General features: G+C 68.7%; 10 protein-coding genes and 2 pseudogenes. 4 read left to right on the top strand and 8 right to left on the bottom strand.

Annotation, left to right across the window (positions count from 1 at the left end; translation table 11 throughout):
* Positions 1-3: 3 nt before the first annotated feature.
* From BUR28_RS02075 to BUR28_RS02065, 3 genes are all read right to left on the bottom strand, one after another.
* Positions 4-1,464 (bottom strand): hypothetical protein, encoded by a 1,461-nt coding sequence (locus BUR28_RS02075; protein WP_074218606.1) that lies wholly within the window; start codon positions 1,462-1,464, stop codon positions 4-6.
* Entirely contained in the window at positions 1,464-3,392 is a 1,929-nt protein-coding gene (locus tag BUR28_RS02070) for a site-specific integrase (protein ID WP_074218605.1), read from the bottom strand. Before BUR28_RS02070 ends, BUR28_RS02075 begins: the two co-directional genes overlap by 1 nt.
* Positions 3,393-3,600: 208 nt before the next feature.
* Entirely contained in the window at positions 3,601-4,035 is a 435-nt protein-coding gene (locus BUR28_RS02065) for a hypothetical protein (protein ID WP_074218604.1), read from the bottom strand.
* A gap of 414 nt (positions 4,036-4,449) precedes the next feature.
* Here BUR28_RS02065 and BUR28_RS20505 point away from each other — a divergent pair.
* Positions 4,450-4,857: pseudogene (locus BUR28_RS20505) on the top strand (type II toxin-antitoxin system MqsR family toxin).
* Position 4,858: 1 nt separating this feature from the next.
* Positions 4,859-5,284: a type II toxin-antitoxin system MqsA family antitoxin gene (locus BUR28_RS02055; protein WP_074218603.1), complete on the top strand. Its 426-nt coding sequence runs from the start codon at positions 4,859-4,861 to the stop codon at positions 5,282-5,284.
* A 90-nt stretch (positions 5,285-5,374) separates the two neighbouring features.
* Here BUR28_RS02055 and BUR28_RS02050 read toward each other — a convergent pair whose 3' ends face one another.
* Together BUR28_RS02050 and BUR28_RS02045 are read right to left on the bottom strand one after the other, a co-directional pair.
* Positions 5,375-6,031 (bottom strand): hypothetical protein, encoded by a 657-nt coding sequence (locus tag BUR28_RS02050; protein WP_074218602.1) that lies wholly within the window; start codon positions 6,029-6,031, stop codon positions 5,375-5,377.
* Between the two features lie 98 nt (positions 6,032-6,129).
* Positions 6,130-6,729, bottom strand: a complete 600-nt coding sequence (locus tag BUR28_RS02045; RefSeq protein ID WP_074218601.1) for a hypothetical protein — start codon at positions 6,727-6,729, stop codon at positions 6,130-6,132.
* Positions 6,730-6,877: 148 nt separating this feature from the next.
* Here BUR28_RS02045 and BUR28_RS02040 point away from each other — a divergent pair.
* Positions 6,878-7,276: pseudogene (locus BUR28_RS02040) on the top strand (transposase); the annotation flags it as partial.
* Positions 7,277-7,302: 26 nt separating this feature from the next.
* Positions 7,303-8,492, top strand: a protein-coding gene (locus BUR28_RS02030) for an IS3 family transposase (protein WP_139307446.1) whose coding sequence is annotated in 2 segments (ribosomal slippage) — positions 7,303-7,555 and positions 7,555-8,492 — 1,191 coding nt in all. Because the reading frame shifts where the segments join, the coding sequence is not laid out codon by codon here.
* Between the two features lie 165 nt (positions 8,493-8,657).
* On the opposite strand, the gene BUR28_RS02025 is transcribed toward BUR28_RS02030, so the two are convergent.
* The 3 genes from BUR28_RS02025 to BUR28_RS02015 all read right to left on the bottom strand — a co-directional run bounded on the left by BUR28_RS02025 (position 8,658) and on the right by BUR28_RS02015 (position 13,586).
* Entirely contained in the window at positions 8,658-11,297 is a 2,640-nt protein-coding gene (locus BUR28_RS02025; protein ID WP_074218599.1) for an AAA family ATPase, read from the bottom strand.
* Positions 11,294-12,406 carry a metallophosphoesterase family protein gene (locus BUR28_RS02020; protein WP_074218598.1) on the bottom strand — a complete coding sequence of 371 codons (1,113 nt, stop codon included), beginning with the start codon at positions 12,404-12,406 and terminating at the stop codon, positions 11,294-11,296. Before BUR28_RS02020 ends, BUR28_RS02025 begins: the two co-directional genes overlap by 4 nt.
* Before the next feature lie 181 nt (positions 12,407-12,587).
* Positions 12,588-13,586 (bottom strand): helix-turn-helix transcriptional regulator, encoded by a 999-nt coding sequence (locus BUR28_RS02015; protein ID WP_074218597.1) that lies wholly within the window; start codon positions 13,584-13,586, stop codon positions 12,588-12,590.
* Positions 13,587-13,608: the final 22 nt, after the last annotated feature.

Here is a 13,608-nt window from a genome sequence, read left to right as displayed (position 1 = left end):
CGCTCAGCCCCCTGCACGCGGCCTGCGCGGGGTGTCCGCTGTCAAGGCCGCGAGCGCCCTGTGGTAGTCCCGGAGCACCGCCAGTTCCCGAAAGTCCGTCCGGTAGCTTTCCTGCATTTGCCGGTTCGAATGGCCGAGGAGGAACTGGGCCGCCCAGGCAGCATCCGGCCGGTGCACACGGACGGCATCGGTGACCAGCGTTCGAACCAGGTGGCCGGAAACACCGAAATGGCGCTGGAGCACCCGCGAGGGGTAATAGAGCCCCATCGGCGCGGCATCGAGCGCAACGAGGTTCGCCCCTTCGAGATCCGCCACCAGGCCCGGCAGGCACATGTTCGGCCGGTCGCCAAGGAGGTGATGATCGATCAGAGCGGAGGTGATCGGCCAGAGCGCGCCGGTGGATTTCCGCCGGCGGGTCTTGCCCTGCGCGAAATCGAGCTCCCAGAGGCCATCCGCAGTCCGACCGATCTCGATCCCGATCCGATGCGTCGAGAGATCGCCCTGGCGATCCGCGGTGTTGACGAGAAGCGCGAGGATCATCGCGTCCCGGCGCAGCCCGATCGCCTCGGCGCTGCATCCCGGCAAGGCGTCGGCCTCCGTCGAGAGCCGGATGGCCGTGTGCATCACGTCGGCGATCGTGAATCGCTTCCGGAACGCCCGAACCGCGCGACGTTTGCGCGGTTCCTCATCCTCGGCGGCGTCACAGAGGGCGCCGAGGATCTCGGCCATCACCTCGGCGCTGGCGGCGTCCAGCAACTCCGCCCGCCGCGCGAACCACCGCACCCGGTCGAGGTAGTCCCGGGCGCTCCGCCAGCTGATCGGTCCCCTCGCGCCCCGCCCTTCGCGTCGCGCGTCCAGCAGGAACCGTGCAAAGACCTCGACAAGATCGGGCGTCAGCTCCGGCTCAAGGGCGATGCCGCGCCCCGCCGCCCAATCCCGCGCGGCCCAGAGCATGCCGACCGCCTGAACCGCGTTGTCGCGGGATTTCGGACGCATCGGTCTGAACCGCTGGTCTCCGACGCGCACCACCTGGTCGAGCTTCGGCAGCGCGGCGCGCCAGGCCGGCGGCCACTCCTCCGGGGCGAGCCCGATGCGCGTGGAGGATCGGGGTCTGCGGGGCTTCGCGTTGTAGGTGGCATTGAGCCACCGGTCCCAGTCCTGCCTGACCGGTGCCGCGGCCGCCAGTGGCACCTCCGGGGCGAAGCTCCGCAGCCCCCAGACCAGCGTGCGGAAGCCTGTTCGGGTCGAGGTGACGGCCGCAAAATGCTCCGCGCGCACCTCCTCGAAGGCCGTTCCCGTTTCATGAAGGTTCCGGAAGAAGCGCTGCATCGCGGTCGGTACGCCACGCTGGGGGAAATCCGCCTCGATGAAGGCATTCTGCATGCGCGCGGCGATCGCTGGCGGCACGTGGGGCATGCGGGCGACCATCGCGGCCGCCCGCGCTTCCCGGCTGGCTTTCGGCATCAGGCCGTCCCTTTCAGCGTCGTGGTGAGGTCCAGGAGCGGGTCGAGCTCGGCAAGCACCCCGGCGAACAGCTCCGCCGCCTCGCGCCCGGCGCCGCGGCAGTAGAAGGCTTCGACCGTCCGCTCGGTATCGCCGAGAAGGGAGGCCACATCGGCGTATTTGCCGGGGTGAGCGGCCAGGTAGATGGTCGCTGCCACGTGGCGCATGACATGCGGGGTCAGCCCGCGCAGACCGAGGAACTCCTGGACGCCCAGGTTCCAGGCCTTGTTGAACAGCCCCCGGCTGATTGCGCCCTCGCGCGCCACCCCCGGAAACAGGTAGTCGTTGTCGGTCGCGTTGAACCGTACGTTGCCAACCGTCTCACGGCTGTTGTGCTGGATCCAGCGCGGCCGGCCGTGCTCCAGCCACAGTGTCAGGATCTCCCAGGCCCAGTCCGGCAGGGGATGCTCCAGCGCCCGGCGGTTCTTCGTCCGGTCGCGCCCGATGTCGACCCAGGCGGTTTCCCCCTCCCTTGCCGGCGGGAGAAGTTCCGGCAGATCGCCGGAAATCGTCATCTCGTTGACGTTGAAGGTGCGTAGCGCGCGCGTGAGCTGCAACGCCATGGCGGCGGCCGACATGCACAGGTGCAGCGCGCGGGACCGCGCATGCAGGCCGAGCATGTCCCAGGCCCCCAGAAGCCGCCGCGCCTCCGCCGCGAGAACACGCGGACCGCGGACGATGGCGAGCACCGTTTCCTTGTCGCGATCGAGGAGCTTGACGAACGTCTCGCGCTCGGCGGACATCCGATCGCGGTTCCCGATCGCGGCGACATACTCGTCTCCGAGAAGATACGGTGCGTCGTCGAGTGCCCAGAGCACCTCCTCGGGAAACGCGTTGGCCCGCGCCAGCGTAGCGAGCGACGACAGGTAGGTGCCGAGGGACGTGGTCCCAGATGCCGCGCGCAGCGCCGGGTCGGTTCGGGAGCGCTCGGCGAAGGCCCTCGCGGCCGTTTCGACCGCCTCTGCGGTGAGAAGCTCCGACAGCGAGGTCATGGCATACACCGCGTCACGCGAGGCAAAGCCATGGCGGGCGAGCCAGGAGAGCGCCTGCCGATGGCTCTTGCGGGCGGCGTCCGGTTTCCGGACCCGACGCGTGCGGCCTTTCCGCGCCGTGCGGCGCTCCGCAAGACGGTCCGCGCCCAGACGCCCCCCGAACCGATCGGGCCCCGGCCGGCGCCCGCGGATGGCCAGGGCGATGGCCCGGTCGACGGAGTCCACGCATCCTGGGTCGCAGGCCGACCAGTCGAATTTCTCGTCGCGCAAGGTCGGCAGCGGCGGGATTTCCTGCTCGGGCAGGAGCCCGATCAGCCCCGGATGACGACCGGACTCACGGATCATCTTGTTGTACACGCGAAGCGCGCTGCGGAAACTCGCGACCTTTCCCGGCGGCGTTTCGGCAAGGGCGGCGATCGCGGTGTCGCGATCGACCATCGCAGGATGGACGTGGCCGAGACGCTTGCGCAGCGTCTGGACCGAGAGCGACGTCTGGCTCGCGAGCAGGACCTCCCCGCGCGCGTCCGGCTTGCCCTCGACCTCCGCGACATAGGCCAGGAGGCGGTCCCAGGCGAGGTCGATCCCGGTGTCGACCGGTGCAGGCGCGTCGAGGAAAGCCTGCGCCTTGCGGATCGCCCCGTTGATCCGCGAGCACCAGTCCCGGAACACCCGTGCCTCGCCCCCGGGCACGCGGGACGTGAACTCCCCAGCCCAGACGATCCCGGCGGCGGTCTCGGCCCAGGCCTTTTCGGTTGCCGGGATCTGGCGAAGTCTTTTTCTCGTCAGACGTTCGATGCGCCCGAAGGCGCTCTCGTAGACCGGCAGGGACCCCTTGCCGTAGAGCCTCGGCAGCAGCGCATGGACGGTGTCGAGATAGACTTTCGGGGTTCCGGTCATCCGGCTTTCCTTTCGTTGCGGGCCGGATGCCCTCGTTCGCGCGACCGGCCGTTCATTCGCCCGAAATGAACGGAACGGTCGCGCAGATATGGGCCATATACCTGCAGGGGCGTTTCGGTAACGGACGGGAATTCCGGGCCGTTCCGGGGGAATGAACGTTCACGCACGGCAGCGCCGTCCGCCACGTGCGGCCCCGGGCGGCGGCCCCTCAGCGCCACTGCCGCAGCCACCGACGCGCCTCCTCCGGGACGAATTTCACGAACCGGCCGATCCGGCGAGACGGGATCTCGCCGCGCTTCGCCCGTGCGAGGATCGCCGCAGCCGACAGCGGACAGAGAGCCGCGATCGCCTCCGGTCCGACCAGATCCTCGCGATAGGCCGCGTCCATGCCGTCTGGTGGCTGTCCCCCTTCGTAGTCCCACAGGTCACGCCAGGTATACCCGAGGCGCCCCCCGTACCGGCGCGGCACCAGCAGGCCGTCGGCCTCGAGCCGCCAGAGGGTGCTGTCGCTGCCATGTCCCCAGCGCCGCCTGACGCGGGTCCGCGACAGGATCTCGAATTCCCATGGGGGGTCCAGCGCGGCGCAAGGCTGCACCGCCGCCAGCTTGGCGCTCTCGCCGAGGGTGTCATACGTCCGTTCCATCCCGCGGACCTAGGGACCGCAGATCGCGATCCAAAACGCGTCCGGGTGCACCTGCCGAAGCGGGGCGCCCGCGGCCGTTCCGGGGATCAGGGCATGCTGGTCGGCCACGGTCGGGCCGGAAAACGGGGCCGGCTTCGGCGCGCGCCGCGCGCAGCCGGCGGCGGGCGGTTCCCGACTCCGGGAATCGAGGATACCTGCCCCCGCTCCCCACGCGTTCCGCCGTAGGAGACATGGTTTTCATATTTGACATGGCCTTGCCGGCCGATTGTCGGCAAAGCCTTGATCTTCAGCACTTTCTTCCTGATGTTGCCGGGGCGCTGCCCGTAGGTATTCCTACGGGCAACACTTCATGGGAAAGTACCGCCAGATTTTCGCTCTGATCGAAATGGCCAATGTCAGGATGACGACGCCGCAGTGCGCGGTAGCCGCAGCCGTTCTCCGAAGAGGCCGCATCGATCGTCTGCAAGCCCGCCACGAGAGAGGTTTGGACGCCTTGACATTACACCATTATGGTGCCATATCGTGGAAAAGAAGAAACCGACATACGATCTGGAGACGATCCAGGCATCTGCTGGCTCGACGATGGGGATAACGACCTCTGCCCTTCAGGGTGCGGCAGGGATGGGGATGACCCGTGCCGATATCGTTCGTGTCATCAAGATCCTGGAACGAAGAGATTTCTAAAAGTCGATGACGACGTACCAGAACCACAGGGTGTGGATGGATGTCTATCACGGGCGAGCGGGTGGCTATGAAATCTACATCAAGTTCGTGCAGGACACAGTCGCGGAGTTCACCTGCACGTCCTTCAAGGAGAAATGAAGTGGCTGACGCCCAGGAAACAAGGATCCACCCGGAGATCGGGGCGACACTGGTGCGCGGTATTCGCACGGTCACGCTCACCTTCCGCTCCCAGACGGAAACGATCGAGCTGCCAGGATGGTATCCTGCCGACGATCCCACGGCGGATCATGGCATTCATGATGCAAAGGACATGCAGGTCTCCGACCGGGCAATCAATACCATGAAGGCCCGAGCGGCCGGCCTGATGACCCCCGAAGAGATCCGGAAGGCGCGCAAGAGACTCGGTCTCTCGCAGCGCGAAGCCGGACGCATCATTGGCGGCGGGCCGAACGCGTTCCAGAAATACGAGGCTGGAGACATCCTTGTCAGCAAGGCTGCAGACACGGCGCTGCGCCTTCTGGCCAACAAGCCCGAGCGGCTTTCCGAACTGACAACAAGCACCTAGATCACCTTGGGCCCCTTACCGAACGATGAGGGCCCCTGTGCAGTCCCCCACGGTGGAATGCGTAGCCCCGCTCCACGACCGTTTCCCGGGCTAGGTCACGACCGGCGGCTCGGCGCCCGCGCGCAGGCGCTGGTTCCGGCCCGCCGTCTCGACGAGACTTCGGCCGAGGCGGGCAAGATGGAGGACGGCGGACGCCAGATCCGGCGTAACGCCGGTCGCGACGAGCGTTTCACAGGCCTCTTCCGTGTCCGGGTCGAGCGTCACGGCGACCACCGGATGCGCCTCCGGCGTGTCCCCGTCGACGTCGTGGCCTTCGGCAGCGGGCAAGCTCTCGGCCCCGCGGTCCGGTGCGGACGCCGTCTCGGGGCTCGGGGCCTCGCCCTCACCCGCAGCATCGCCAGCGGCGGCAAGCTCGGCCGCAAGCGCCCGGAACCGGGCCAGGGTGCGGTCCCGCGTCTCCAGTTCCCGGTCGAGACGGGCCTGAAGCGCGTCGCGCTCGGCCGCGATCGTCGCGACCGCGTCGGCCGCCAGCCGTGCCTCGGCCTGCGCCGCGTCGCGCTCCAGCCGCGCCTGTTCCGCGTCCGCGGCCCTCGCCTGCATCTCCAGCAAGGCCGTCTCGAGGCGCTCGACCTCGGCCTTGTGGGCCTCGGCCTGCGCCTCGAGCGTCGACCGGACACGGTTCTGGATGTCGGCGAGCGCCTTGCCCAGTGCGGCAAGCAGCGGTTCCGTCTCGTCCATGGGGGTCATCGGGGTCTCCTCTTTGGGGTTCGAACAGGACCTTGAGCCGTTGCCCCGGACCCGGAAACGCGTGGGGCAAATATTTTTCCGCTGGCCTGCTGCCGCCTTCACGGCAGCTCGATCCGCTTGAGGTCCCGCTTCGAATCCGTCTCCCTGGAAGAGAGTGCACGATAGCCGCCGGGACCGACCTCGATCGCCCGGACCGGTTTCCCGTAGCGATAGAGGCATCCCTCCTCCCAGGTGGTCCCCGGATTTTCGAGCTTCACGATGACCTCCGGCACCCCCGGGGTGCGGCCGTCGTCGACGACCCCGAAGAGCATCGTGTTGCCGGTCATGGCGCTCAGGCGGACCGCCGAGTCGAGCCATTTCCGGCGACTGTCTTCCCAGCGCATGCCCTCTGTCCGGGGATCGATCCCGGGCAGGGAGAACCTCGGGGTTACCTTGCCCTGGTGGAGCGCGATCAGCTCGTAGAGGCGGATGTCGAACAGGGTCCGGCACCGGGCGATGAGCGCGATGTCGAACCGGCCCCAGACTTTCATGCCGGGCAGGATCCGCGTGATCCAGCGCTTCGATGGCGTGAAAGAGATCGCCCGCTGGCCTGCCTCGAGGTCGATCTTCTCGAAGATCGGCAGGGTCCTCAGCCCCTCGGCGCCCGCGAGCAGGGCACGGTTGTCCCGTGACCCCTCGAGGCCGATCTCGCGCCGCAAGGTCGAGAGGCGGGCGCGATACTCGATATGGTGCGTCGGAACGTGGCGCCCCTCCGCGCATAAGAGGCGTCGCAAACGACGTCGCTATGCACGTGTCTTAGAAGCTCACGCAGGAAGCTGGTAGGCGGTGCCAACCGGGTGGTTACGGTTGAAACAGCAGGCGGCCCGCATCTCGACGAAGTCCGACCTCGGCAGGGCCCTGGCCTACGCGCTGGAGCACTGGGATGGCCTCGTCCTCTTTACCCGGGACGGGCGCGTCGAGATGGACTCCAACCCTGTCGAGAACCGAATTCGCCCGGTGACTCTCGGAAGAAAGAATGCCCTCTTCGCGGGGCACGACGAGGGCGGTCGATCCTGGGCCCGCTTCGCCTCGGTCATCGAGACCTGCAAGCTGAACGGCGTCGAGCCTTATGCCTGGCTCAAGGCCACCCTGGAAGCCATCGCCGCCGGCCATCCCAGCTCGGACATCGACGCGCTTCTGCCATGGCACTTCGGCAAGGCTGCAACCAATGACCTGCCACGGGATTTTTCCTCCACCTGCGATTAGAGTCCGACCCAAGGAGGGGACGGACAATGAAGCGAACGAGATACAGCGAAGAGCAGATTATCGGCATCCTGGCCGAGCATGAGGCCGGGGCGAAGTGTGCCGATCTGTGCCGCAAGCACGGCATGTCGGAGGGGACGTTCTACAACTGGAAAGCCAAATACGGCGGCATGACGGTGTCAGAGGCCAAACGGCTGAAGGCGCTCGAGGACGAGAACGCCAAGTTGAAGAAGCTGCTGGCGGAGCAGATGCTGGATCTGGCCGCGATGCGCGAGCTGGTTTCAAAAAAGTGGTGACGCCCGTCGTGAAGCGCGAGGCGGTCGCGCATCTGAAGGCCCGGTTCGGGCTGTCGGAACGACGGGCGTGCCAGATTGCCGGCGCGGATCGGAAGACGATCCGCTACCGGTCGCAACGCGCACCCGACACGGAACTGCGCGGCCGATTGCGGGAGCTTGCCAACGAGCGTCGGCGGTTCGGCTACCGGCGGCTCTTCGTCCTGCTCCGGCGGGAGGGCGAGCCCTCGGGGATCAACCGTATCTACCGGCTTTACCGCGAGGAAGGGCTGACCGTCCGCAAGCGGCGCGCGCGGCGCAAGGCCATCGGCACCCGCGCCCCGATCCTGGTCGAGGCGCGCGCAAATGCCCGTTGGTCACTGGATTTCGTCCATGACCAGTTCGCGTGCGGGCGGCGGTTCCGGGTGCTGAACATCGTCGATGACGTCACGCGCGAATGCCTCGCCGCGATCCCGGACACGTCGATCTCCGGCCGGCGCGTCGCGCGGGAGCTGACGGCGCTGATCGAACGTCGCGGCAAGCCGGGAATGATCGTGTCGGACAACGGGACGGAACTGACCTCGAACGCGATCCTGAAGTGGTGCGCCGAGAACCGGATCGAATGGCACTACATCGCGCCGGGCAAGCCGATGCAGAATGGCTTTGTCGAGAGCTTCAACGGCCGGATGCGGGACGAGTTCTTGAACGAGACGCTGTTTCGTAACCTCGCCCATGCCCGCGACCTGATCGCCGCCTGGGTCGCCGACTACAACACCGAGCGCCCCCATTCGGCCTTGGGCTATCAGACCCCGGCTGACTACGCGCAGACCCTGACCACCGCAATCGCCCGACCCGCTGCGCGAGATGAGAGCTCCGCGCGTCGGGCGATTGCTCAACCCGCGCCATTTGGCGTAAACACCAACCGGGCTCCGGTCGCGGCTGGATGAAAGATCAGTGGCAGGTCACCATGTCTGCGACCTCTTCTCAGACCAAGAATGCTACAACTACTTCAAGGCGGCCGGCTATGAGGCCGATTAAATGCGACGCGCTCTAAGCAAACACCACAGGCATGGCGCGCATTTCCGGCGCATGGCTCGGCGACGGCGCCATCCTCAAGCGGCACTGAAGACCGCCGCCTGGCCGCCGAGACGGGAAAAGACCCGGCTCCGACAGGTAAAGACAAGGATCTGCTGGTCGCCAGCGACACGGTGTAACGCGGTGAACATCCGCTCGATCCGGTCGTCGTCGGAGTGGACCAGCGCATCGTCGAGAATGACGGGCACACTCTGGCCCGCCTTCGCGAAAAGCTTGGCAAAGGCCAGGCGGCTCAGGATCGCGATTTGCTCGGCGGTGCCACCGCTGAGGATTTCCATGGTCTCCTCCTGCCCGTCACGTGTTAGGGCCGCCGGCAAGAGGCTCGCATCATCGAGCGTGAGATCGGCCTCGTCATGGATCAGCGTCAGCAGGGGCAGGAGCTCGCGCTTCAAGGGTTCGAAATAGGTGTCGCGGGCCGCCCGGCGGGCCTCCTCCAACGCGGTCTCGAGGCGCTGCAGCGCCGCCGCTTCGCGGCCGTAGCGGTCGGCCCGCGCCTCGGCCTCCTGCAGCCGGCCGCGCAGGTCGGCCAGCCGTTCCTCCACGCCGTCCTCGGCCCGTGCCCGGATCAGCCCGTCAAGCTCCAGCAGACGGTCGGAGAGGGCCTTGATGCGCTCGTCCGTCGCGCGGGCTGCCCCCTCTGCCCGGTCGAGCTCCGCGCACACGGTCTCAACGTCCGGCGCCGTGGCCGCCAAGGCGTCGCGCGCCTCGACCGCTGCGTCCAACCGGGCCTGCGCGGCGGCGAGCTTGCCAGCAGCCCGGGCCCGGCGCGCGGCATGGGCCTCGTGCGAACCACGCGCCGCCTCGGCCTCCCCCCGACGGGTCTCGGCAAGCCGATTGGCGGTGCGGGCCTCTGCCAGCCGCGTTTCCGCCGCACCCAGCCGCGCGCGCGCCGCCTCGCGTGCCGAGGCCGCCGCCTCGAACGCGGCCAAGGCGCCCTTCAAGGACTCGGCCTGCGCCTCGGGATCCAGTTCGACATCTTCCGCGCCCCCATCCGCCAAAAGGCGCAACCGCGCCACTTCGGCCTGAAGCGCTTCGAGCCCCCTAGGTGCAAGGCTCGCAAGCACCTGTTCGGCCATGTGAAGCCGGCCGGCGGCGTCGACCCGCGCGGCATGCGCGGCCCGCGCCTCGGACAGCCGCCTCACGCCCGCCGCATCGAAATTGGTCTGCAAGTCCGCCTCGGCGGTCGCCAGCCGCTCGGCGATTTGCCGGTCCGCCCCGCGCCCGCCGGTATCTACCGTCAGACTGCCGATGCCAGGCAGGGCCAGGGTCGCGGTCCCATGCAGGGCTACTGGCTGAGCCTCGGCCAGTTCTGCGCCATCGACCGCGACCCGCATCGCACCCTCGTACCGCGCCATAACGGTCACGGCGAGCGCGTCGCGCTGCGCTCGCAACCGCTCGACTTCGGACGCGACCGCCTCCAAGGCGCTCAGTGTGGAATCGTCCACGCGGGCCCCGCGCAGGCGGGCCTCCGCCTCGACCCGAATGCGCGCCTGCGCCTCGGCCTGGTCCAGCCGCCTCTGTACCTCCGCCAGGCGCCCTGCAGCGGCCCGCGCCTCGGCGGCCTTGCGTGCCGCCTCAAGGTTCTCGCGCAGCCCGGTCACGACGGTTTCGGCTGTCGCGTGAGCCTTGGCCGCCTGCGCGTCCTCCTCGCGTGCGGCGCGGTGTGCCTCGGCCGCTTCGGCTTCCTGACGCGCGGTTTCCAAACCGGCCTCAGCGGCCGCGGCACAGGCGTCCTGCAGCGCGTCGAGACCGGCCCGTCCGTTCGCGGCGGCATCCCGTTCCAACATGGCAATCCGCACCACGCTTTCGGCGCCATACAGCTTTTCGGCATGGTCGTCGGCTGCCTGCATGCGCGCGCGGGCCGCACTCAGGGCAGCCTCGCGCGCTGCGCATTCGTCGGGGGCATCGAGCCGGGCGCGCTCGTCCTCGGCCCGGCGCCGCTCGGCCAGCGCCGCGCCCAGCTCCGCCACCTTCGCCTCAAGGTCCGCGCACTCGGCGCGCAGCCCCTCGGCGGCCTCCTCGGCCTGTTTCCACGGCCCGCCCGACCTGGGCCGCCCGGTCGCGGTAGCAAGATCAGAGAGTTCCGCCCGGCATGCGGCCAGCACATGATCCATCCGCCGCCCGCCGGTCATCGCGTCGATCTCAACGGCAAGGGTCGACATCAGGCCACGCCGGGCCTCAAGAGCATCCTGCCATGCACGCTTGTCGGCCGCACCGCCGGAGGAAGGTTCCAGCCCCGCCGCCCCCTGCCGAACCCACAACAGCCCCGCCGGGCCACCGAGCCCGCCCGCAACCACGCGCCCGATCCAAGCCTCGGCCTCGTCATCCTGGGCGATCAACCGGCCCGTCGCCGCGTCGAAAACCCGGGCCCCCTTGCGCGAAAGCCAGGTCTTTTCCAGACGGAACCGCCCGTCCTCCGTATCGATCTCGGCAGCAACCGTGACCGCACCCCCAGAATGGGGCTGCAGCGACCGGACCTCGCGCGCGCGGCTGCCATGCGGCTGGAAGAACAGCGCATGCAGCGCATCGAAGAAGGTAGACTTGCCGCTTTCGTTCGGAGCGGCGAAGACGGTGATGCCGTCACCGATCTCCTCCAGCCGGACGGTCTGGGCGGCAAAGCGGCGAACATTCGTCAGGGCGAGCACGCGCAGCTTCATGCCACCTCCGAGGCCAAGGCGTAGAGCCGGGCCAAAGCGGCCTCGGCGATGGCGCGTTCTTCCGCAGTCAGGTCCGGCGCTTCCGCCTCGGCCCAGAGCGCCTCGGCCGCGCGGCGGAGCGCGCCCGCGCGGTCGATCTGGTCCAGATCGGTAACGTCGTGTTGCACCGCCAGCCCCGAGAGGTCGCGTTCGAACCATGCGAAATCGTCCGCGACCGCGCGCGCCGCGGTCTCGAGGAGAGTGCGGCCGCAGAGGTGTAAACGGCCCGTTGGCCGGAAGCGCAGCAGCGTTCGGCGCCGCTCCGCCGGGGGCGGCAGCAGGGCCGCCAGCCGCGCTTCGACATCGTCGTCGGCCCGCAGATCTGGGGCGGCCGAGGCCCAGCGATAGACCCCGGTTTGAACCGGCGCCACCTTGAGTTCGGCCGCTGGCCCGGCGATCTCCACCAGCAGCGCGGCCAGCTGCGCGTCATGCTTGAAGCTGTCGGCCTCGGGCGTCCCGGAATACCAGGTGCGCGCCCCGATCCGCGTCTGGCCGTGCCAGTCGCCGAGCGCGAGATACACGAGCCCCGACCGATCCGCGCGCTCGGGCGGGATCAGCGCGGCATTGCCCTCCTCGCTGAACTCGGTAACCGCCCCGTGCGCGAGCCCGATGCGCAGGCTTCCCTCCGGCGTGGCCCGGTCGAACGCGGCCGTCAGGTCCCGTCCCGGGCGGCGCGCGGTACAGGGCGCGGGCAGCACATGGGCCTCGCCGAGCACGATCGGCTCCGCGTCCGTCGGCACGACGAGGTTAGCGGGCGCGTCGGCCGCCACACGGCGCCACAGGTCGAGCGCGGCCAGCGAGTCGTGATTGCCGGGCAGCATGACCCAGGTCAGGTCGTCGGCGGCCGCGATGGCCTGTAGCGCATGGCGCACCGTCGCGGGCGCCGGCGTCTCGGCATCGAAGGTGTCGCCCGCCAGCAGGATCGCACTTGCGCCGCCCTGGCGCGCCGCCTCGGCCAGGCGCCCCAGCGCCCCGTAGCGCGCCTCGCGCAACAGGGCCGGCAGATCGCCCGAAAACCGACCGAACGGCTTGCCCAGATGAAGATCGGAACTGTGTAGAAACCGGAACATCGTTGCCCCTTCCCGTCATTCGCCCAGCGGCCTTGCCCGCGCCTGGATCGGCCGACCGGTGCGACCGCCCCGATCCGTCAGACCTCGTCCCCCAGCACCCGTAACTGCGACTCGTCCGGGCGGCCGCAGATCAAGGATGTAACTCAGAGGGATGACAAAAACGGACATTCTGCAGGATCGATCATGGCAGTGCCTCGAAATCGCCGCGCCGGTATCCGGCGACGAGTTGTCGAAGGCCGTCGGGCTCCAGCACCTCGACCCGGTCGCCCCACTGGTAGAGATGCCAGGCCATCTCAAGCCAGCCGGAAGCGCGGAAGCGCACGGTGAGCGACCCGTCGGGCGCGCCGCTCATCCGTTGGTCAGGATGGAAGACGAAGTCCCGCGCCACGCCGGCCGCCGAGGGGGCGAAACGCCAGGCCACTTCGCCATATTCATCCTCCGCGTGGAACGACCCGAAAGCACGACCCGCATGGGTTTCCAGGTCGAAATCCGGATCGCGCCGGAAGGAGTCCGGCTCGAGCCGGGCCGCGGCGATCCGGTCGAGCCGGAAGTGCCGCATTCGGCCATCGCCGCCCGCCTCTTGCGCAACCAGGTAGCGGCGCGTGCCCAGGAGCACACCATAGGGCGTGACGAGCCGTTCGCGGGGCGCGTTGTCCCCCTTGCCCGAATAGGAGATCGTCAGCATGTTCGGCGCCTTCAGGGCCTGGCTGACGGTCGCGAGAACCGCGGGGTCGCTGCGTACACGCGGACCCGGCCGAGAGGCGAATCCATGAGCTTCAAGCATCGCCTCGGCATCGGCCTCGGCCCGCCGCGCATGCGGGCGCGGCATGAGCGAGAGCAGCCGATCGCGCAGCGAAGACAGCGCCTGCACCTCGGTCGTGGCCCCCTCGCGCTCGGCGCGGCGGATCGCCATTTCGACCGCCGCAAGCTCGCTGTCGCGGATTCCGCGGGCAAGCATGATCCGGGCATCCTCGCCCCGGAGCGTCCAGAACTTGCGGCGCTGCTCGTCGGTGCGGGTCTCGACGTTCGGAAAGCAGTCTTCCAGCGCCCGCGTCATCCGCTGCGCGGTGCGCCGATCGACCCCGAACTCCCCCTCGATGTCCTGCAACGCGACGCCCATGTGGCGGGACGCGGCCATTTCGGCAAGACGCAACAGATCGGAGGCCTTCGAGAACGACATGCGAGCCCCATGACAGGAAGTG

Origin of the sequence: Rhodovulum sp. ES.010 (genome assembly GCF_900142935.1) — a bacterium.
Classification (GTDB): domain Bacteria; phylum Pseudomonadota; class Alphaproteobacteria; order Rhodobacterales; family Rhodobacteraceae; genus Rhodovulum.
Note: the sequence above shows the minus strand (reverse complement) of the source record. Positions and strands in the feature narration are given on the sequence as shown.